The organism is Phycicoccus ginsengisoli (assembly GCF_054779295.1).
In genome coordinates this window covers 1-20,418 of sequence record NZ_BAAGYN010000006.1, presented here as the reverse complement: position 1 = coordinate 20,418, position 20,418 = coordinate 1, and the positions used below count along the sequence as shown (strand labels likewise).

General features: G+C 72.7%; 20 protein-coding genes. 8 read left to right on the top strand and 12 right to left on the bottom strand.

The window, feature by feature from the left end; translation table 11 throughout:
* Positions 1 to 9 precede the first annotated feature (9 nt).
* The 3 genes from ACYVDO_RS11215 to ACYVDO_RS11205 form a co-directional block, all read right to left on the bottom strand.
* Positions 10 to 627 carry a MarC family protein gene (locus tag ACYVDO_RS11215; protein ID WP_460935818.1) on the bottom strand — a complete coding sequence of 206 codons (618 nt, stop codon included), beginning with the start codon at positions 625 to 627 and terminating at the stop codon, positions 10 to 12.
* A complete protein-coding gene (locus ACYVDO_RS11210) occupies positions 624 to 1,475 on the bottom strand; it encodes a PHP domain-containing protein (RefSeq protein WP_460935816.1) in 852 nt (283 codons plus the stop codon). Before ACYVDO_RS11210 ends, ACYVDO_RS11215 begins: the two co-directional genes overlap by 4 nt.
* A 61-nt stretch (positions 1,476 to 1,536) precedes the next feature.
* The gene (locus tag ACYVDO_RS11205; RefSeq protein ID WP_460935814.1) at positions 1,537 to 1,911 is read right to left on the bottom strand and encodes a YciI family protein; all 375 of its coding nucleotides are present in this window, start codon (positions 1,909 to 1,911) and stop codon (positions 1,537 to 1,539) included.
* 180 nt (positions 1,912 to 2,091) lie between these two features.
* Between ACYVDO_RS11205 and ACYVDO_RS11200 the strand changes: the two genes are divergently transcribed.
* The 5 genes from ACYVDO_RS11200 (at position 2,092) to ACYVDO_RS11180 (ending at position 8,624) form a co-directional block, all read left to right on the top strand.
* Positions 2,092 to 2,610 carry a MaoC family dehydratase gene (locus ACYVDO_RS11200; protein ID WP_460935812.1) on the top strand — a complete coding sequence of 173 codons (519 nt, stop codon included), beginning with the start codon at positions 2,092 to 2,094 and terminating at the stop codon, positions 2,608 to 2,610.
* A 112-nt stretch (positions 2,611 to 2,722) separates the two neighbouring features.
* Entirely contained in the window at positions 2,723 to 4,261 is a 1,539-nt protein-coding gene (glpK, locus tag ACYVDO_RS11195; protein ID WP_460935810.1) for a glycerol kinase GlpK, read from the top strand.
* Positions 4,262 to 4,268: 7 nt separating this feature from the next.
* On the top strand, positions 4,269 to 5,972 hold the full coding sequence (locus tag ACYVDO_RS11190) for a glycerol-3-phosphate dehydrogenase/oxidase (RefSeq protein ID WP_460935808.1): 1,704 nt from the start codon (positions 4,269 to 4,271) through the stop codon (positions 5,970 to 5,972).
* Between the two features lie 45 nt (positions 5,973 to 6,017).
* On the top strand, positions 6,018 to 7,019 hold the full coding sequence (locus ACYVDO_RS11185) for a DNA topoisomerase IB (RefSeq protein WP_460935806.1): 1,002 nt from the start codon (positions 6,018 to 6,020) through the stop codon (positions 7,017 to 7,019).
* Positions 7,020 to 7,133: 114 nt separating this feature from the next.
* A complete protein-coding gene (locus tag ACYVDO_RS11180) occupies positions 7,134 to 8,624 on the top strand; it encodes an aminopeptidase P family protein (protein WP_460936416.1) in 1,491 nt (496 codons plus the stop codon).
* A 25-nt stretch (positions 8,625 to 8,649) separates the two neighbouring features.
* On the opposite strand, the gene ACYVDO_RS11175 is transcribed toward ACYVDO_RS11180, so the two are convergent.
* Positions 8,650 to 9,402, bottom strand: coding sequence for a PIG-L deacetylase family protein (locus ACYVDO_RS11175; RefSeq protein ID WP_460935804.1), 753 nt, complete (start codon positions 9,400 to 9,402; stop codon positions 8,650 to 8,652).
* Between the two features lie 168 nt (positions 9,403 to 9,570).
* A complete protein-coding gene (locus ACYVDO_RS11170) occupies positions 9,571 to 10,158 on the bottom strand; it encodes a YflT domain-containing protein (protein WP_460935802.1) in 588 nt (195 codons plus the stop codon).
* A gap of 124 nt (positions 10,159 to 10,282) precedes the next feature.
* On the opposite strand from ACYVDO_RS11170, the gene ACYVDO_RS11165 reads away from it, so the two are divergent.
* A complete protein-coding gene (locus ACYVDO_RS11165; RefSeq protein ID WP_460935800.1) occupies positions 10,283 to 11,428 on the top strand; it encodes a cation:proton antiporter in 1,146 nt (381 codons plus the stop codon).
* An 86-nt stretch (positions 11,429 to 11,514) separates the two neighbouring features.
* Here ACYVDO_RS11165 and ACYVDO_RS11160 read toward each other — a convergent pair whose 3' ends face one another.
* Positions 11,515 to 12,726: an acyl-CoA dehydrogenase family protein gene (locus ACYVDO_RS11160; protein ID WP_460935798.1), complete on the bottom strand. Its 1,212-nt coding sequence runs from the start codon at positions 12,724 to 12,726 to the stop codon at positions 11,515 to 11,517.
* 265 nt (positions 12,727 to 12,991) lie between these two features.
* Between ACYVDO_RS11160 and ACYVDO_RS11155 the strand changes: the two genes are divergently transcribed.
* Complete coding sequence (locus ACYVDO_RS11155) at positions 12,992 to 13,831, top strand: serine protein kinase RIO (RefSeq protein WP_460935796.1); 840 nt, start codon at positions 12,992 to 12,994, stop codon at positions 13,829 to 13,831.
* 117 nt (positions 13,832 to 13,948) lie between these two features.
* On the opposite strand, the gene ACYVDO_RS11150 is transcribed toward ACYVDO_RS11155, so the two are convergent.
* The 6 genes from ACYVDO_RS11150 to ACYVDO_RS11125 all read right to left on the bottom strand — a co-directional run bounded on the left by ACYVDO_RS11150 (position 13,949) and on the right by ACYVDO_RS11125 (position 19,704).
* Positions 13,949 to 15,235, bottom strand: coding sequence for an RNA polymerase sigma factor (locus ACYVDO_RS11150; RefSeq protein ID WP_460935794.1), 1,287 nt, complete (start codon positions 15,233 to 15,235; stop codon positions 13,949 to 13,951).
* 63 nt (positions 15,236 to 15,298) lie between these two features.
* On the bottom strand, positions 15,299 to 15,676 hold the full coding sequence (locus tag ACYVDO_RS11145; protein ID WP_460935792.1) for a YciI family protein: 378 nt from the start codon (positions 15,674 to 15,676) through the stop codon (positions 15,299 to 15,301).
* A gap of 106 nt (positions 15,677 to 15,782) precedes the next feature.
* The gene (locus ACYVDO_RS11140; protein WP_460935790.1) at positions 15,783 to 16,475 is read right to left on the bottom strand and encodes a L,D-transpeptidase family protein; all 693 of its coding nucleotides are present in this window, start codon (positions 16,473 to 16,475) and stop codon (positions 15,783 to 15,785) included.
* 84 nt (positions 16,476 to 16,559) lie between these two features.
* Positions 16,560 to 17,459 carry a L,D-transpeptidase family protein gene (locus tag ACYVDO_RS11135; protein WP_460935788.1) on the bottom strand — a complete coding sequence of 300 codons (900 nt, stop codon included), beginning with the start codon at positions 17,457 to 17,459 and terminating at the stop codon, positions 16,560 to 16,562.
* Positions 17,460 to 17,699: 240 nt separating this feature from the next.
* Complete coding sequence (locus ACYVDO_RS11130) at positions 17,700 to 18,611, bottom strand: HpcH/HpaI aldolase/citrate lyase family protein (protein ID WP_460935786.1); 912 nt, start codon at positions 18,609 to 18,611, stop codon at positions 17,700 to 17,702.
* Position 18,612: 1 nt separating this feature from the next.
* Positions 18,613 to 19,704 carry an HpcH/HpaI aldolase/citrate lyase family protein gene (locus ACYVDO_RS11125; RefSeq protein ID WP_460935784.1) on the bottom strand — a complete coding sequence of 364 codons (1,092 nt, stop codon included), beginning with the start codon at positions 19,702 to 19,704 and terminating at the stop codon, positions 18,613 to 18,615.
* A gap of 51 nt (positions 19,705 to 19,755) precedes the next feature.
* Here ACYVDO_RS11125 and ACYVDO_RS11120 point away from each other — a divergent pair, with 51 nt between their 5' ends.
* On the top strand, positions 19,756 to 20,343 hold the full coding sequence (locus ACYVDO_RS11120) for a hypothetical protein (RefSeq protein WP_460935782.1): 588 nt from the start codon (positions 19,756 to 19,758) through the stop codon (positions 20,341 to 20,343).
* Positions 20,344 to 20,418 lie beyond the last annotated feature (75 nt).

Genomic DNA, 20,418 nt, shown 5'->3' with positions numbered 1-20,418 from the left:
CCGCCCAACCTAGGACGTACCGCTGACAAAGGCGCGGATGCTGTCGGCCACCATCTGCACCGCGATGGCCGACAGGAGCAGACCGGCGATGCGGGTCAGCAGCACGGTGCCGCTGTCCTTGAGCACCCGGTGGATCTGGCCGGCGAAGCGCAGGAACAGCCACACGACGACGAGCACGGCGACCAGCGCGGCGCCCACCGCGATGTACTCCCCCGGCCGGGTGGAGCCCTGCACGGCGAGCATGGTCGCGACGATGGCCCCCGGTCCGGCGAGCAGCGGGGTGCCCAGCGGGACGAGGGCGACGTTGACCCCGGCGTCGGCGTGCTGCTCCTGCTCGGAGCCGGTCAGCAGCTGCAGCGCGACGAGCAGCAGCAGGAGCCCGCCCGCGCCCTGCAGCGCGGGCAGCGAGATGTGCAGGTAGTTGAGGATCTGCTGGCCGAACACCGCGAACGCTGCGATGACGCCGAGCGCGACCAGGCTGGCGCGCCGCGCCGCGGCCACCTTCTGGCGCTGGGTCAGGGAGCCGGTGAGGGCCAGGAAGATCGGCAGCGCGCCGGGCGGGTCCATGATGACCAGCAGGGTCACGAACACCGAGCCGAACACCTGGGGGTCGAGCAGGGTGCTCACGCCCGCACCACCGCCACGCCGCTCGTGGCCTGTCGCTCGATCTCGGCGAGCACCTCCTGGCTGGTGGTGTTCTCGCCGAGCCGGTTGCGCTTGCCCGCGCCGTGGTAGTCGCTGGCGCCGGTGGTGAACAGCCCCAGCTCCACCGCAAGCGCCCGGGCGTGGTCGCGCTGCGCGTCGGTGTGGTCGCGGTGCTCCGCCTCGAGCCCGGCCAGGCCGGCGTGCGCCATCGCGGCGATGACGTCGTCGTCGACGGTCCAGCCTCGCGCGGAGGCGAACGGGTGCGCCATGACGGGCACGCCACCGGCCGCTCGGACGAGCTCCACCGCGAGCACCGGGCTGGGCGCGTAGTGCGAGACGTAGTAGGGGCTGCCGTTGCGCAGGACGTCGGTGAAGGCCGCGTCGCGGGTGGGCACGTAGCCGACCGCGACGAGCGCGTCGGCGATGTGTGGCCGCCCGAGCGTGGTGCCCTCCTGCGCCTGGGCCCGGACCGCCTCCATCGTGACCGGTATGCCGTCGGCGGCCATCCGCGCCACCATCCGCTCCGCGCGCCGCACCCTCGACTCGCGGGCCTTGTCGAGCTCGGCGGCCAGCGGTGCGAACTGCGGGTCCACGAGGTAGCCGAGCAGGTGGACGCTGATCCCTCGGTGCGAGCAGGAGACCTCGACACCGGGCACGAACCCGACGCCCAGCTCGCGGGCCGCGGCCTGCGCGGCCGGCCACCCGGCATACGTGTCGTGGTCGGTCAGCGCCACCACGTCGAGCCCGGTCCGCGCCGCCTGTGCGACGACGACCTCGGCCGGCTCGGTGCCGTCACTCGCGGAGGAGTGGGTGTGGAGGTCGATGCGCACGGGCCCAAGCGTAGGGGTGGCGCCGGGGCGGCCCGGGTCACCCCACCGTGGCGCCCACGCGTCAGCCGTGGAGCGGGCGCAGCTCCACCGTCTCCCCCGGCCCGGAGAACTGCGCGGCGACCTCCTCGGCCCGCTCCTGGCTCGCGACGTCGAGCAGGAAGAAGCCCGCGAAGTGCTCGACGGTCTCGGCGTACGGGCCGTCCATGACCTTGCGGCGCCCGCCCTCCCAGCGGAAGAGCCGGGCGTCGTGCGGGCTGCCCAGCGCTTGGCCGCCCACGAGCTCGCCACTGGCCGACAGGTCCTGCAGCAGGGCGTCGAAGTCGTCGTTCTGCTGTCGGCGCTCGGCCTCCGACAGGTGCTGGTACTCGGGGAGATGGTCGCTCGTCGGGTGGCCCCAGGGCTGGGGGTTGCTGTGGATGAGGATGACGTACTTCATGATGGTTCCCTCTCAGGCTGGTGCGGGTTCTGCCGCCGGGGCCACGGCGGCCTCGACACCCCCATGACGCGGACCGCACGGTGGTCTCGACAAAGTCAGGAGCAGTCTTTCGAAGGCTGTGAGCCAACGCACGCGGCATACCGGTGTCGTCGCCCAACCCGACCCGGCACGATGGGGCGCATGCAGTTCGGACGCAGCTACGAGGAGTTCGAGGTCGGCGCGGTGTACAAGCACTGGCCGGGCAAGACGGTGACCGAGTACGACGACCACCTGTTCTGCCTGCTGACCATGAACCACCACCCGCTCCACCTCGACGCCAACTACGCGGAGAACACCACCCAGTTCCGGAAGAACGTGGTCGTGGGCAACTACGTCTACTCGTTGCTGCTGGGCATGTCGGTGCCGGACGTCTCGGGCAAGGCCATCGCGAACCTCGAGGTCGAGAGCCTGCGCCACGTCGCGCCGACCTTCCACGGCGACACGATCTACGGCCAGACCGAGGTCCTCGACAAGTGGGAGTCGACGAGCAAGGACGACCGGGGTGTCGTCCACGTCGAGACCAAGGGCTACAACCAGGACGGCGCACTCGTCTGCGTCTTCCGGCGCAAGGTCATGGTGCCGAAGCAGAGCTACCTCGACGCCCGCGGTGGCGAGCAGCCCGGCCGCCCCGACCTCGTCGAGCCCGCCCCCCAGGCCTGATCCGGCGCCCCTCGCCGGGTCGAGAGGGCAGGACATGCTGGCGGAGCCCGAGTTCCATCAGCATGTCCTGCCCTCTCGACGCGCCCGAGGCCGCCCTGAGTAGGGTCCCTCCATGGCCGATTTCGTTGGCGCGGTGGACCAGGGCACGACGAGCACGCGGTTCATGGTGTTCGACCACGACGGCGCCGAGGTCGGCCGCCGCCAGCTCGAGCACGAGCAGGTCCTGCCGCGGTCCGGCTGGGTCGAGCACAGCCCGCTGGAGATCTGGGAGCGCACGCAGACGGTCATCGCCTCGACCCTGGCCCGGCTCGACCTCCAGCCGCAGGACCTCGCCGCCATCGGCATCACCAACCAGCGCGAGACGACGGTCGTCTGGAACCGCCACACCGGCCGCCCGGTCCACAACGCGATCGTCTGGCAGGACACCCGGACCGACCGGATCGCCCGGGCCCTGGACCAGGACGGGCGCGGCGAGGTCATCCGGGAGCGCACCGGCCTGCCCCCCGCCGCCTACTTCGCCGGCGGGAAGGTCCAGTGGATCCTCGAGAACGTCGACGGGGCGCGCCGGGCCGCCGAGGACGGCGACCTGCTGTTCGGCACCATCGACACGTGGCTGCTCTGGAACCTCACCGGGGGCACCGACGGTGGCGTGCACGTCACGGACGTGACCAACGCGAGCCGCACCATGCTCATGGACCTGCGCACGCTCGACTGGGACGACGAGCTCCTCGGCTTCTTCGGCATCCCCCGGTCGATGCTCCCCACGATCCGGCCCAGCTCCGACCCCGCGCTCTACGGCACCACGCGCCCCGGCGGCCCCCTCGGGGGCGAGGTGGCGCTCGCGGGCGCGCTCGGCGACCAGCACGCCGCGACGGTCGGGCAGGTCTGCTTCCGCCCGGGCGAGGCCAAGAACACCTACGGCACCGGCAACTTCATGGTCCTCAACACCGGCGAGCAGATCGTGCGCAGCGAGTCCGGGCTGCTCACGACGGTCGCCTACCAGCTCGGTGACGCCAAGCCGGTCTACGCCCTCGAAGGCTCGATCGCCGTGACCGGGTCGGCGGTCCAGTGGCTGCGCGACCAGCTCGGCATCATCTCCGGGGCGGGGGACGTCGAGCGCCTGGCCGGCCAGGTGCAGGACAGCGGCGGCCTGTACTTCGTGCCCGCCTTCTCCGGGCTGTTCGCCCCCTACTGGCGCCCCGACGCCCGCGGGGCCATCGTCGGGATGAGCCGCTTCAACACCAACGCCCACCTGGCCCGCGCCACCCTCGAGGCCATCTGCTACCAGACCCGCGACGTCGCGGACGCCATGACCGCCGACACCGATGCGGCGGGCGTCCCGATGGAGCTCTCGGTCCTCAAGGTCGACGGCGGCGTGACCGCCAACAAGCTCTGCATGCAGCTGCAAGCGGACATTCTGGGCGTCCCCGTCTCACGGCCGGTGGTCGCCGAGACGACCGCGCTGGGGGCCGCCTACGCTGCAGGTCTGGCCACCGGCTTCTGGCAGGACACCGAGGAGCTGCGCGCCAACTGGCAGGAGTCGCAGCGCTGGGAGCCGACGTGGACCGAGGAACAGCGCGAGACCGGGTACGCCGGGTGGCGCAAGGCGGTCGAACGCACGCTGGACTGGGTCGACGTCGACGAGGAGTAGGACCGACATGAGCAGCGGACTGTCACCGCAGGACCGTCAGGCAGCCATCGACACCCTCGCCTCCGGCAAGGAGCTCGACCTCCTCGTCATCGGCGGTGGTGTGGTCGGCAGCGGCACGGCGCTCGACGCGGTGACGCGCGGGCTGTCCACCGGCCTGGTCGAGCAGCGCGACTTCGCCAGCGGCACGTCCTCGCGCTCGAGCAAGCTCATCCACGGGGGCCTGCGCTACCTCGAGATGCTCGACTTCGGCCTGGTCCGCGAGGCCCTGCGCGAGCGCGGGCTGCTCCTCACCCGGCTCGCGCCACACCTGGTCCGGCCGGTGCCCTTCCTCTACCCCCTCACCCACCACGTGTGGGAGCGCGGCTACGTGGGGTCCGGCATCGCCCTCTACGACGCCATGGCCATGGGTTCGGGCACCGGCGCCGGCCTGCCCCACCACCGGCACCTCACCCGGCGCCAGGCCCTGCGCCTCATGCCGAGCCTGCGCAGCACCGCCCTCACCGGGGCCGTCCAGTACTACGACGCCCAGGTCGACGACGCGCGCCACACCATGGAGATCGCCCGCACGGCCGCCCACTACGGCGCGCACGTCGCGAACCGGGTCGCCGCCATCGGGTTCCTGCGCCAGGGCGAGCGCGTCACCGGCATCCGCGCCGTCGACAAGCTCACCGACCGCGAGTTCGAGGTGCACGCCCGGCAGATCGTCAACGCGACCGGCGTCTGGACCGACGACACCCAGGCCATGGTCGGCGAGCGCGGGCAGTTCCACGTGCGGGCCAGCAAGGGCGTCCACCTGGTCGTGCCGCGCGACCGGATCCACTCCTCCACCGGCCTGATCCTGCGGACCGAGAAGTCGGTGCTCTTCGTCATCCCGTGGGGCCGGCACTGGATCCTCGGCACCACCGACACCGACTGGAACCTCGACAAGGCGCACCCCGCCGCCACCCGGGCCGACATCGACTACATCCTCGACCACGTCAACCGCGTCCTCGCGACGCCGCTGACGCACGAGGACGTCGAGGGTGTGTATGCCGGGCTGCGGCCCCTGCTCGCGGGCGAGTCCGAGTCGACCTCGAAGCTGTCCCGCGAGCACGTCGTCGCGCACAGCGCGCCGGGACTCGTGGTCGTCGCGGGCGGCAAGTACACGACCTACCGGGTCATGGCCAAGGACGCGGTGGACGAGGCGGTGCAGGGCCTCGAGGGCCGCTTCGCCGCCTCGACGACCGAGAACATCCCGCTCGTCGGCGCGGTGGGCTTCCAGGCCGCCTGGAACCAGCGGCACGCCCTGGCCGCCAAGGCGGGGCTCCACGTCGCCCGGGTCGAGCACCTGCTGCGGCGGTACGGCGCGCTCACCCAGGAGGTGCTCGACCTCGTCGCCGAGCGCCCCGAGCTCGGCGAGCCGCTCGACGGGGCCGAGGACCACCTCAAGGCCGAGGTCGTCTACGCCGCCTCGCACGAGGGCGCCCTGCACCTCACCGACATCCTCACCCGCCGCACCCGCATCTCGATCGAGGCCTGGGACCGTGGCGTCTCCGCCGCGGCCGCCGCCGCGGCGCTCGTCGCGCCGGTGCTCGGCTGGGACGAGGCGCGGCAGAAGACCGAGGTCGAGATCTACCTCGGCCGGGTCGAGGCCGAGCGGGTCAGCCAGACCATGCCCGACGACCTCACGGCGGACGAGGCCCGGCGCAGCGGGCCGGACGGGCGCATCTGACCCGCTCGACCGGCCTGACCTGCGACTTTGTCCTAGGGTCTGAGCATGGCTCGGTTGCGCACGGTGTCCCCCGGATCGCGCGGGTGGACCCGGCGCCGCAGCGGCAAGGGGTTCGTCTACCTCGACGAGCACGGCGCGCGCCTCCCCGCCGAGGAGGTCGAGCGCATCAGGGCCCTCGCCATCCCACCCGCGTGGACCGACGTGTGGATCTGTCCGCACCCCCGCGGCCACATCCAGGCGGTCGGCACCGACGGCGCGGGCCGCCGGCAGTACCTCTACCACCCGGACTGGCGGCTCAAGCGGGACCGGATGAAGTTCGACCGGGTGCTCGCGGCAGCCCGTCACCTGCCGGCCGCGCGGCGCCGCGTCATCGCCGACCTCGGCCTCGCCGACATGCCCCGTGAGCGCGCGGCCGCCACGGCCGTCCGCCTGCTCGACCACGGCTACTTCCGGATCGGCAGCGACGCGTACACCGACACCAACGGGTCGTTCGGGCTCACGACCCTGGAGCGCCAGCACGTGCGCCGTCGGGGGGACGTCATCGTCTTCACCTTCGTCGGCAAGTCCGGCATCGAGCACAGCATCGAGATCGACGACGAGCTGGCCATGGCCGCCATCGACCGGCTGCGCAAGCGCAAGTCGGCCAGCCGGCGGCTGCTCGCCTACCAGCAGCAGCGGCGCTGGTCCGACCTCGACGCCACCACCGTCAACGCCTACCTCGCCGAGCTGCTGCACGGGGAGATGACCGCCAAGGACTTCCGCACCTGGCACGCCACCGTGCTCGCGGCCCTGGCCCTGGCCACGACCGACGAGAAGGGCGACACGAAGTCCTCCCGCCGGCGGGCGGTCAAGGCCGCCGTCGAGGAGGTCGCCGGCTACCTCGGCAACACCCCGACGATCGCGAAGAACTCCTACATCGACCCGCGGGTGCTCGACCTCTACGAGTCGGGGACGACGATCCAGGTGGATCCGGGCCGCTACCGCAGCCCGGAGCGCCGCCAGGCCGCGGTCGAGCAGGCCGTCCTCGCGCTGCTCGCCACGGACTGAGGTTCGCCCCCGCCGGGGGCGCGCCACCCGACCCCGCCCCGGCGGGAGCGGAGACTGGCACCCGGCTCACCCGGCATACGTCCTCGGCCGTCGTGGCACCATGGCCTCGTGACCGTGAGCGAAGAGCAGAAGAAGCAGGAGAACCGGGCCCGCCCCACCACCGACGAGCTGCGGGCCTTCATCGCCGAGGACTGGGCGCCGAGGGCGCCGGGCGCGACCGGCCTGAGCGAGGCCGCGCGGTATGCCGCGCAGCGTCGGGCCGCGGTCAGCGAGGCCTTCCCGGGTGACCGGCTCGTCATCCCGGCGGGCGGCCTGAAGGTGCGCAGCAACGACACCGACTACGTCTTCCGGCCGCACAGCGCCTTCGCCCACCTCACCGGGCTCGGTGGCGACCGCGAGCCGGACGCGGTGCTCGTGCTCGAGCCGCGCGACGACGGCACCCACGAGGCCGTCCTGTACTTCCGCCCGCTGGCCGGTCGCGACACCGACGAGTTCTTCGCCGACACCCGCTACGGCGAGTTCTGGGTCGGTGCCCGCCCCTCGATCGAGGACATCGAGCTCGAGCTCGGGGTCACCGGCCGGCACATCGACGAGTTCGCCGACGCCGCGGTCAAGGACTCGGGCGAGGTCACCGTCCGCCTCGTGCGCGACGCCGACCGCGACCTGACCCGCCGGCTCGACGAGGCGCGGACGTCCGAGTCGGTCGAGGCCGAGGACCTCACCGAGGCCGACGACGAGCTCGCGCACTTCCTGTCCACCCTCCGCCTGGTCAAGGACGAGTGGGAGCTCGAGGAGATGCGCAAGGCCGTCGCCGCGACGCAGCAGGGCTTCGAGGCGGTCATCGCCGACCTGCCGGAGGCCGTGGCGAAGGGCCGTGGCGAGCGCTGGGTCGAGGGCGTCTTCGGCCTCGTGGCGCGGCACCAGGGCAACGGCATCGGGTACGACTCGATCGCCGCCGCCGGCGACCACGCCACCACGCTGCACTGGATCAAGAACACCGGCGAGCTGCGCGACGGCGACCTGCTGCTGCTCGACGCGGGCGTGGAGATGGACTCGCTCTTCACCGCCGACGTCACCCGCACCCTCCCGGCGAACGGCACCTTCACCGACGCCCAGCGCGAGATCTACGACGCGGTGTACGAGGCCCAGGAGGCCGGCCTCGCCGCGGTGAAGCCGGGCAACAGGTTCAGCGACATCCACGCCGCCGCCATCCGCGTCATCGCCGAGAAGCTGCACGGGTGGGGCCTGCTGCCCGAGGGCGTCGACGTCGAGGCGACGCTCGACAAGGAGCACGGCCAGTACCACCGCCGCTGGATGGTGCACGGCACCAGCCACCACCTCGGCATCGACGTCCACGACTGCGCCCTCGCCACCCGCGAGGAGTACATGGACGCCGTGCTCGAGCCGGGCATGGTGCTCACCGTCGAGCCCGGCCTCTACTTCAAGGCCGACGACCTCAAGGCGCCCGAGCGGTTCCGCGGGATCGGCGTGCGCATCGAGGACGACGTCGTCGTCACCGCCGACGGCCACGAGAACCTCTCCGGCGCCATGCCCCGCACGTCCACCGACGTCGAGGCGTGGATCCGCGAGGTCCAGTCCCGCTGACCCCGGTGTGGTCGGCCGGCGCGGCTCAGCGCCGGTCGACCACGTCCAGCACGAGCGCCTTGTCGACCCCTGCCGCCTGGCCGCCCCAGCCCAGGACCATGCCGAGCAGCTCGGCCGGCTCGGGGAACTGCTCGGGCAGGGCGGCGTTGTAGGCCCGGTGCGCCTCGAGCGAGGCCACGGCCCGCTCGAACTGGTCCGCGACGTCGACGTAGTGCGTCGCCGACGGCGAGCCGCCGAAGCACAGCCGCCCGACGTCCCACGGCTCGAGGCCGTCCTGCTCGAGCAGCTCGGGGAAGATCCAGCGGTTGCCTGCGTCGGCGACCGCGTCGACGCAGGCGAGTCCCACCGCACGGTGGTCGGCCTGGTTGAGCCTGCCCTGCACGAAGCGGTCGCCGTAGTGCCCGGTCACGACGACGTCGGGCCGGCGACGGCGGATCTCGCGCGCGATGTCACGGCGCAGGGCCAGTCCGTACTCGACGACGCCGTCCCGGTGGGTGCCGAAGTCGACCTCCGTGACGCCGACGACGGCGGCTCCGTCGCGCTCCTCCTGCTCGCGGACGCGCGCCGCCTCCTCGGGGTGCATGGTGTCGATCCCGGCCTCGCCGCGGGTCAGCAGGAAGTAGGTGACCCGCTTGCCCGCGTCGGTCCACTTCGCCACGGCTGCTGCCGTGCCGTACTCGATGTCGTCGGGGTGCGCCACGACGCACAGCACCGACTCGAAGTCGTCGTCGAGCTCCTGCAGCGCAGGGCGCTCCCCGTTCCCCGTGGGTTGGCTCATGGGCGGCAGCGTAGGCCGGTCCTCCCAGCACGGCCTCCCCTCGCCGGCGGAGGGCCCGCGGGAGCAGGCTCGCCAGCGGAGGGCCCGCGGGAGCAGGCCCGCCGGCGGAGGGCCCGCGGGAGGCAGGCTCGTGGGCGCGGGCTCGTGGACGGGCGAGGCAGCCGCTCGTCAGGCGGGCGGGGCCGGCGGAACCGGTGGCTGGCCGGCGTCACGCAGCCGCTCGGCCTCGCGGGCTGCCGCGACCTGGGCCTGCGCCGCCGCCATTGGGTCCATCTGCGTGAGCATCTCGCGAGCCTGGGCGGCGTACTTGTGCTCCACGAGCACCTCGTACTGCGTCGCCACGACCTGGGTCACCGAGGTGAAGTCGCGCGGGCCCCGCGTCAGCTGGAAGCCGATCAGGCTCCAGACCAGGCCGAAGAGCGCGCCGAAGCCCATCGTCGCGAGGATGCTCGAGAAGCCTGCCGTGCTCGAGGTGTCGAGCAGCGAGAAGATCAACCCGACGAACAGCCCCAGCCAGGCCCCCGAGACCAGGCCGCCTACCGCGGCGCGCCCGCGGGTCAGCCGGCCCGTCACGCGCTCGAGCTGCTTGAGGTCCGTGCCGACGATGAGGACGTTCTGCACGGGGAACTCGTGGTCCGAGAGGTAGTCCACCGCCTTCTGGGCGGCGTCGTACGTGTCGTACCGCCCCAGCGACATGGGGTACTCCAGCGTCAGGACTGCGCGGGACCGCGACAAGGCGTTCGGCTGCGTGCTCATGGCACCAGTGTGTCAAAAGCCGCTGGGGCTTGTCTGGGCGCCGCCCGGGAGCCGGCTGACGGGTCGGCCGTGGAGCGGTAGAACACTCCCATGGCACCGTCTGCGACCCGGGCGCCGGGCTGACGTGGGCTTCGCCCAGCTGGCCCTCATCTGCGCCGTGGCCCTGCTGGGGCCCCTGCTCTCGGTGCCCCGCGCGCTGCGCCTGCCGGTGGTCGTCGGCGAGCTGGCGGTCGGAGTCGTGCTGGGCACCACCGGGCTGCGCGTGCTGTCCGCGGACGACCCCACCTTCCGGTTCCTCGCCGAGTGCGGCTTCGCGCTCGTCATGTTCGTCGCCGGTTCCCATGTGCCGGTGCGGGATCCCCTGCTGCTCAAGGGAGTTCGCAAGGGTCTGGCGCGGGCGCTGTTGGTCGCGCTCGCCGCCGTGGCCGTGGGCGCCCTGGTCGCGCACGTCGCCGGCACCCCCCACTCGCTGCTGTATGCCGTGCTGCTCGCCTCCTCGTCGGCGAGCGTCGTCATGCCGGTCCTCGGGCCCGGCCCGTTCACCACGCGGTCACTGGTGGAGGTGCTCCCCCAGGTCGCCGTGGCCGATGCCGCCTGCATCGTGCTGCTCCCGCTGGCCCTGGACCCGCGGCACGCCGTCCGTGCCGCCGTCGGTGCCGTCGTGGTCGGCGCGGCGGCGGCCGCCGCCTGGTGGCTGCTGCGGTGGGCCCACACGACGGGCCGGCAGCGTGCGGTGCACCGGCTCTCCGAGGAACGCGAGCTGGCGATCGAGCTCCGGCTGCTGCTCGCCGTCCTGTTCGGGCTGGCCGGCCTCGCCGTGGCCCTGCACGTGTCGGTGCTGCTGGCCGGTTTCGGCCTCGGCCTCGCCGTCGCCGCCGTGGGAGAGCCGCGCCGCGTCGCCAAGCAGCTGTTCGCCGTCACCGAGGGACTCTTCGCCCCGATCTTCTTCGTCTGGCTCGGCGCCTCGCTCGACCTGCGCGACCTGGCCCGCCACCCGAGCGGGGTGGTCCTGGGGCTCGCGCTCGGGGTCCTCGCAGTCGCCGTGCACGGCGCCATGGTCCTCACCGGCCAGCCCTGGCCCCTCGCCGTGGCGACCTCGGCCCAGCTCGGCGTCCCGGTGGCCGCTGCGACGCTCGGCACGTCGCAGGGACTGCTGCGTCCCGGGGAGGACGCGGCGATCCTGCTGGGCGCCCTGGTCACGATCGCGGCGACGGCCCTGGTCAGTACCCGGCTGGGCGCGCCGGGGCTGGACCGTCGGCCACACTCCTGACGCGGGTGTTGTCGTTCCTGACAGCGCTGCCAATCCGTGTCGGCGGTGCCACACCGTGACGGCGCTGCCACTTCTCGACAGCGCTGCTACTTCTTGAGAGCGAAGTCCTCCAGCAGGCGCCGGCCGATGATCATCTTCTGGATCTCGGCGGTGCCCTCGCCGATGAGCAGCATGGGGGCCTCGCGGTAGAGCCGCTCGATCTCGTACTCCTTGGAGTAGCCGTAGCCGCCGTGGATGCGGAAGCTCTGCTCCACCACGTCGGCGCAGTTCTCCGCGGCGAGGTACTTGGCCATGCCGGCCTCGAGGTCGTTGCGGGCCCCGGCGTCCTTGAGCCGCGCCGCCTTGACCATCATCTGGTGGCTCGCCTCGACCTTGGTGGCCATGTCGGCGAGCCGGAAGAGGATCCCCTGGTGCTCGGCGATCTTCTTGCCGAACGTCTCGCGCTGCTGCGCGTAGGCGATCCCCAGCTCGAAGGCGCGCATCGACACCCCGCACGCCCGTGCCGCGACGTTGACGCGGCCCACCTCGACGCCGTCCATCATCTGGTAGAAGCCCTTGCCCGGCTCCCCGCCGAGGATCTGCGCGGACGTCGTGCGGTGCCCCTCGAGGACCAGCTCGGTGGTGTCGACGCCCTTGTAGCCCATCTTGTCGATCTTGCCCGGCACGGTGACGCCCTGCGCGGTCTCGCCGAAGCCGGGCTCCTTCTCGACGAGGAACGTCGTCATGTTGCGGTAGACCGAGTCCGCGCCGAGGTCGGTCTTCACCAGCACCGCAACGAGGTTCGAGCTGCCGCCGTTGGTGAGCCACATCTTCTGGCCGGTGAGCGTCCACTCGGTGTCCGCGCCTTCACCAGCCCCCTTGACCGCCTTGGACCGGATCGCCGCGACGTCCGAGCCCAGCCCAGGCTCGCTCATCGAGAACGCGCCGCGCACCTCACCCGTGGCCATCCGCGGCAGGTACCGCTGCTTCTGCTCCTCGGTGCCGTGCTGCAGCAGCATGTACGCCACGATGAAGTGCGTGTTGATGATGCCGCTCACCGACATCCAGCCGCGCGCGATCTCCTCGACCACGAGCGCGTAGGTCAGCAGCGACTCCCCCAGGCCGCCGTACTCCTCGGGGATCATCAGCCCGAAGATCCCCATCTCCTTCATGCCCTCGACGATCTCGGTGGGGTACTCGTCGGCGTGCTCGAGCTGCTGCGCCACCGGGATGATCTGCTCGTCGACGAACTCCCTGACCAGCTTCACCAGCTCGGTCTGCTCCTCGGTGAGGCCGTCGGTGCTCTGAAGTCGGGACATGCTGGCGAGTATGCCGAGTGCCTCCGGCAGGGGGTACCGGGCGGCCGTGTGAGCCTGCCCACCCGAGGCCAGCGCGGACGGCAGTGCCGCGGGGGCGTGGAAATCCGGTGGCGGACGTCACGTCGCCCCTGTCACCATGGCTGCGCACGCCGACGGCACCGGCCGCGGCACGACTCCCGAACACTTGGGGATTGGAGGGGCGACATGTCCACGACTGTCCTGGGCTGCCCTCGCGCCCACACCCCTTCTTCGATGGAGTCTTCCGTTGCACGCTTTTCAGGAGAACCCGCAGTTCTCGTTCGACAGCCTTCCTGACGCGCCGCCCGAGGGCGAGCGCTGGTCGAGCTGGGACGGTGCCACGCACGGTCCGAAACCCCGGCCCGACTGGGTCATCACCGCCCTCGCCGCCGTCGAGGCCGACCTCGGCATCCTCAAGACGGGCAAGGAGGCGGACGTCCACGTCGTCCGCCGCTGGGTGCCCGACGGCACCGACCACCCCGCGCTCGACACGTGGATGGCGGCCAAGCGCTACCGCACCAGCGAGCACCGCATGTTCCACCGCGACGCCGGGTACCAAGAGGGCCGCCGGGTCCGCCGCAGCCGGGAGATGCGCGCCATGGCCCGGCGCACCGAGTTCGGCCGCGAACTGCTGTCCGGGCAGTGGGCGGCCGCGGAGTTCGAGGCGCTCGGTCGCCTCTGGGAGCTCGACCTGCCGGTCCCCTACCCGGTGCAGCTCAGCGACCGGGAGATGCTCATGGAGTTCATCGGCTCCGGCGGCGAGGCGGCCCCCCGGCTGGCGCAGACCCGGCCGGCGCCGGACCTGCTGGCCGACCTCTTCGAGCAGCTGCGCTCGACCATGACGGTGCTCGCCGAGCACGGCTGGGCGCACGGCGACCTGTCGCCGTACAACGTCCTGCTCGACGGTGAGCGGCTCGTGGTCATCGACTGGCCTCAGGTCGTCGACGTCATCGGCAACCCGCGCGGCTTCGAGTTCCTCGAGCGCGACGTCACGAACATGTGCCGGTGGTTCACGGCGCGTGGGCTGGCGGCCGACGAGTCCGCGCTCATGGGCGACCTCGTCGCGGCGGCCACGTCGCGCTGGTAGCCGGGCGCCCGGCATACCCAGGCTCGGGCCATGTCCACGGTCCCCCGGCGCGCGCTGCTCGGCGGCGCCGCCGGGGCGCTCGCGCTGGGCGTCGCCGACCCCGGTGCCGTGGCCGGGTCAGCCCGATGTCGACCGGTGTGCCCGGTTCTCGCCGGCTCGCCGTTCGAGCACGGCACGCTCGGCCGCGTTCCGGCTGCGGGAGGCGGCCTCGGCGAAGGCGTCGGCGGCCTCGGCGTGGCGGCCGGCCCGTTCCAGCAGGTCGCCCCGCACACTGGGCAGCAACGGCGAGTCCCCGAGGTCGTCACCGTGCAGGGCGTCGAGCACGGCAAGCCCCGCCGCCGGGCCGTGGGCGCGCCCGTGCGCCACGGCGCGGTTGACCTCGACGACCGGCCCCGGCGCCGCCGAGGCGAGGACGTCGTACAGGCGGGCGATCTGGGGCCAGTCGGTGTCGTCTGCGTGCGGTGCACGCGCGTGGTGGGCGGCGATCGACGCCTGCAGGAAGTACTTCCCGACCGGCTTGCCGCGACCGGCGAGCACCCGTGCGTCCCGCAACGCCGCCAGGCCACGCCGGACGAGCTCCTGGTCCCACAGGCTCCGGTCCTGCGCCTCCAGCAGGACCGCTGCGCCGTCCTCGTCCACCCGCGCCGGCAGGCGGGACGCCTGGATCTCCAGCAGCGCCCGGAGTCCGAGGACCTCGGGCTCGTGGGGGGTGAGCTCGGCCAGCATCCGTGACAGGCGAACGGCTTCGGTCGCCAGGTCCGGCCGCAGCCAGTCCTCCCCCACCGCTGCGGAGTAGCCCTCGTTGAAGATCAGGTAGATCACGGCCATGACGTCGTCGAGGCGGGCGTCGCGCTCCGGTCCGGTGGGCACCTCGAAGTCCGCGCGGACCTCGGACAGGGACTTCTTGGCCCGGGAGATCCGCTGCCCCATGGCGGACTCGGTGGACAGGAACCCCCGCGCGATCTCGGCGGTGGTCAGCCCGGCCACGAGGCGCAGGGTCAGCGCCGCCCTCGACTCGGGAGTCAGGGAGGGGTGGCAGGTCAGGAAGACCAGCCGCAGCACGTCGTCCTCGACGTGGTCGACCTGGTCGTCGAGGTCGGGCACCTGCCCCTCCTCCGCACCGATTCGAGCGAGTGCGAGTCCCTCGACCTTGCGCCGCAGGGTCTCGGCTCGCCGGAAGTGGTCGACCCCGCGACGCTTGGCGGTGGTCATCAGCCACGCGGCCGGGTTGACGGGCACGCCGGTCACCGGCCACTGCTCGAGTGCCGCGACCAGGGCGTCCTGCGCGAGGTCCTCGGCCAGCTGGACGTCACGGGTCATCCGGGTGAGCGCCCCGACCAGTCGCGCGGACTCAGCGCGCCACACGGTGGTGATCGCACCGGCGGTCGAGGCCTCGGATGACACGCTGTCAGCCTAGGAGACGGACGCCGCCGGCCGGCGGCGTCCGTCTCGACCCAATGGCGCCCGTCAGGCGCCGGCGGCCTCCGGCGGGGCCTCGGAGATCTGGCGCAACGTGGCGACCATGCTGCACTCGGGCCAGTACTTCGCGTGCAGGTCGGCGAACTCCTGCTGGCCGGCGATCGCCGCCTCGAGCGAGTCGTACTGCATGATCGCGAACCCGCCGACGACCTCCTTGGCCTCGGCGTAGGGGCCGTCGACGCGCGACGCCTCCCCCTGGCGGACGACGAAGTTCACCGCGTCCTCGGTGCCGTACAAGCCGCCTCCGTCCAGGAAGACCCCCTCTGCGGCCTGCTTCCCGATGTAGGTGTCCATCGCCTCCATCAGCGCCTGCGGGGGCGGCCCGGAGCCTTCTTCCATCCTCACGAATCCCATGAAGCGGGGCATGTCACTCGATCCTTCCGTTGTGGACACGTGCACTGTCGCACGTACGTCGAACGGCGACCCCGGCCTTCGACATCGGCCCCGAGAGCTTTTCTGGACCGGCTTGCGGTCAGTAGACGGTGACGCGCCGGCCGAGCGGCACCCGGCCGGTCGCCCACAGCATGTCCATCGCGGCGATGCTGACCCGGACGCAGCCGTGCGACGCCGGGTACGGCGGGACGGACCCGTAGCCGTGCAGCGCGATGCCGCCGTTGAAGTACGCCGGCCGCCACAGCGACCCCAGCGGCCCGGTGTCCCAGCCGTTCACCTTCCGGTAGACGCGGAACGACCCGGTCGGGGTGTACGCCACGTGCCAGGCACCGCGGCTCCAGTACCGCTGCCCCGAGCCGGTGCTCGTGTTGAGCGTCAGCACGAGCCGGCCGTCCACGGCATACACGAACAGCTGGCGGGCCTTGTCGATCTCGACCCACGTGCCCGTCCGGGTGCGCACCCGGGGGCGGACGCCCGAGGCGACCCTGCTCCACGTGACCGGCCCGACGATGCCGTCACGGGTGATGCCGGCGGCCTTCTGCAGCGCCCAGACCGCCCGCTGGGTCAGAGGCCCGAAGACCCCGTCGACGGTGCCGCACCAGTAGCGCAGCGCGGTGAGCCGGTTCTGCAGGGTCCGCACGGCCGCTCCGGTGCTGCCCAGCCGCAGGATCGGGTATGCCGCCTGGGCGCCACCAGCGCCCACCAGCGTGAGTGCCCCCGCACCTGCCGTGACCCCTGCCGCCCGGAGAAGGGCGCGCCTCGTGACGTCCATGGCCCCACCTCCGCCGGCACCAGCACAACGCGTGGCGGCCGGCAGCACCCGGGGAGAAGGTCCCCCCGTCGGGCGGAGGAACGGTCAGTAGACGGTGACGCTGCTGCCGACCGGCATGAGGTTGTTCGCCCAGATCATGTCCATGGCGGGGTTGCTGACCCGCGCGCACCCGTGGGAGGCCGCGTAGCCGGGCACGACGCTCGCGCCGTGGACCGCGATGCCACCGTTGAAGTAGCGGGGACGCCACAGGTCCCCGAGGGGCCCCTTGTCGAGGTGGTCGACCGTGCGGAAGACGCGGAAGGACCCCGACGGCGTGAGGGCCACGTGGTCGGCGCCCTGGGAGAAGTAGTGCTGGCCGCTGCCCGTGCTGGTGTTGAGGATCATCGTGACCCGCCCACCCCTGACGACGAGCAGCAGCTGGCGCGCCTTGTCGATCTCGACGCCGGTGCCGCCGGTGCGCGACTGCGGTCGCACACCGTTCTGCAGCGCCCGCCGGGTCGCCGGCCCGAAGACGCCGTCGCGTCCGAGACCGGCGGCCTTCTGCAGGGCCATGACGGCCTGGGTGGTGAGGAAGCCGTAAGTGCCGTCGGCGCCACCGTTCCAGTAGCCGAGCTCGGTGAGCCGTTGCTGGACCTGCTTGACGTAGGCGCCGGAGTCGCCGGGCTGGAGGGTGTCGCCCTCCTTCTTCTGCGTCGGCGTCGGCTTGGGCGTGGGCTTCGGGGTGGCCTTGGTCGTCGGGGAGCTCGAGGGGGTGGTCGCCGACGTGGTGGGGGTCTGGCCGGGCGCCGTGGTCGTGGGCTCGGGACTGCTCGTCGTGGGGGCGGCCTCGCTCGAGCGGGGGCTCGGGGTCCCGGTGGTGGCGGCCGGGCCGGTGCTCGTCTGGGCGGTCCGGCCACCGAACGTCACGCCGCCACATCCCCCGAGGATGAGGGCAGCCGCGACTGCCCCTGCCAGGGCTGTCGAGGTGGTGCGTGCTCGGTTCATGGTGTCCCCTTCCGGTGCCGGTGCCCGGCCCACGAACATCGAGCCTGCAGTCATGGTGACGCACGAGGCGGCCGTCAGGTTGTCTCCGACCGCGTGTCGCGGTCGACCGTGACCGGAACGAGGCCGCACACACTGGTGCGGCCGCCCTCCCCCCGAGGACGACCGCACCCTCCTAGACGCGTACCACCCGTGGAAGGTTGCCCGACCGCGGCAGTTTCTTGTTCAACGACCTGAGCCGCGTCAGCCGTCGCCGGCGTCGAGCGCCGTGACTGCCTCGTGCACGGCCAGGACCCGCTGCGCGGTCTCGACGTGCAGGGCCTCGACCATCCGGCCGTTCAGCGTCACCACGCCCGTGCCCGCCCCCGGCTCCCAGGCGGCCAGGACGGCGCGTGCGTCCTCGACGGCGGCCTCGTCGGGGGCGAAGGCCGCGTTGCAGGTCTCGACCTGTCCGGGGTGCACGAGGGTCTTGCCGTCGAAGCCCATCTGCCGCCCCTGCCGGCACTCGGCCGCGAACCCCTCGGCGTCCGACACGTCGTTGAAGACCCCGTCGAGGATCACCGTGCCCGTCGCGCGCGCGGCGAGAAGGCACAGCGACAGCCCGGTCAGCAGCGGCTGTCGTCCCGGGACGTGCTCGGCGTGCAGCTCCTTGGCCAGGTCGTTGGTGCCCATGACGAGCACCTCCAGGCGGTCCGAGGCACCGGCGATCTCCTCGCAGTGGAGCATCGCGGCGGGGGTCTCCACCATGGCCCACAGGCGGGTGCGGTCGGGGGCACCGGCGGCCTCCATGCTGGCCACCAGGGTGCGGACCTCGTCGGCGGAGCCGACCTTCGGCACGACGATGCCGTCGGGGCCGGCTGCGCAGGCCGCGGCGAGGTCGTCCTCGTGCCAGCGGGTGCCGAGGCCGTTGACCCGGATCGTCACCTCGCGACGGCCGTACTCCCCGGATCGCGCTGCGGCACAGGCGTTCTCGCGCGCCTGCTCCTTGGCGTCGGGGGCGACGGCGTCCTCGAGGTCGAGGATGAGCGCGTCGACCGGGAGGGTCTTGGCCTTCTCGAGCGCGCGCTGGTTGGACGCCGGCATGTAGAGGACCGAGCGGCGCGGTCGGTAGGCCGCGGCGCCGCCCAGCGGGCCGCCCGTCGTGGGGGCGCCCACGTCAGGCACCGTCACCGTCGCGCGCACCGGGCTGCGCGGCATACAGCTCCGCGAGCTCGGGGTCCGTGGCGGCGAGCCGCTCGGCGAGCTCGAGCATCACCCGGCACTGCTTGACCGAGGCGTCGTCCTCCATCTTGCCGTCGAGCATCACGGCGCCGGTGCCGTCGCCCATCGCCTCGACGACGCGGCGGGCGTGCGCGACGTCCTCGGCGGAGGGGCTGAACACCCTCTTGGCGATGCCGATCTGCACCGGGTGCAGCGACCACGTGCCGACACAGCCGAGGAGGAACGCGTTGCGGAACTGGTCCTCGCAGGCGACCACGTCGGCGATGTCCCCGAACGGCCCGTAGTACGGGAAGATCCCGTGCATCGCGCAGGCGTCGACCATGCGGGCGATGGTGTAGTGCCACAGGTCCTGCTGGAACGTCTGCCGTGGTGCGTTGACGGCGTCCTCGACACCGGCGGGCGGGTCCTGGCGGACGAGGTAGCCGGGGTGGCCACCGCCGACCCGGGTCGTCTTCATCCGGCGGTCCGCCGCAAGGTCCGCCGGGCCGAGCGACAGGCCCTGCATGCGCGGGCTGGCGCCGGCGATGGCCTCCACGTTCGCGACGCCGCGCGCCGTCTCGAGGATGGCGTGCACGAGGATCGGCCGGGTCAGGCCGGCCCTCGCCTCGAGCTGGGCCAGCAGCCGGTCGACGTAGTGGATGTCCTCGGGGCCCTGGACCTTGGGCACCATGACGACGTCGAGCTTGTCCCCGATCTCGGCGACGAGCGTCGTGAGGTCGTCGAGCACCCACGGGCTGTCGAGCGCGTTGACGCGGGTCCACAGCTGCGTGCTGTCGCCGAAGTCGGTCGCCTTCGCGATCGCGACGAGCCCGGCGCGGGCGGCCTCCTTGCGGTCGGCCTTGACCGCGTCCTCGAGGTTGCCGAGGAGGACGTCGACAGTGCCGACCATGGCCGGCACCTTGGCCGCCATCTTCTCGTTGCCCGGGTCGAAGAAGTGGATGACACGGGAGGGCCGCGCGGGCACCTCGGTCAGGGGCGCCGGGGCGCCGACCGCGAGCGGGGCGAAGAAGTCCTTGGGGCTGCGCACGCGGCGAAACTAGCAGCGCGGTTCGCGGGGCGGTTATGACACAGTTCACGTGTGACCGAGACCGCGCCGCGCACCGCCGACGAGCCGTCCCCGGCCGAGGCGGCGGGCACCGGCGAGGCCCCGGCCGTGAACATCACGGCACTGTTCGCCGAGGCGGCCACCAAGTCGGGGCTGCTGTGGGTCCAGCCGCCGGACGACCGCGCCTGGCCGTTCTGGCACGCGTGGGCGGACGACACCGTGTATGCCGTGTCGGGCCCCGGCGAGCAGACGCTGCCGTGGCTGCCAAGCGAGGTGGTGCTGCTGCTGCGCAGCAAGGACACCGGCGGCCGGCTGCTCACGGTCCACGCGACGTGCGAGGAGGTCACCCCCGACGACGAGCGGTGGGCCGCGGCGACGGCCGCCCTGGTCGCGGCCCGGCTCAACGCGACGGACGACCTCCTCGACCGCTGGGCACGCGAGTGCACGGTGCGCGCCTTCAAGCCCTTCGGGCCGCCGCTGGAGGCACCCGGCAGCTTCGGCTCCGCCTCCGGCGCGGCACCCGTCCCGCCCAGCACCGCGACCACGACGCACTGGCGGCCGTGGCACCTGCGCGGCCGCCCCCGACGGCGCCGGGGCAGCCCACGCCACGACGCCGGGTGAGCCTGCCGGCCGCGCACGCAGCCGGCGCCCCGCCGGCCCCCCCCCCCCCCCCCCCCCCCCCCCCCCCCCCCCCCC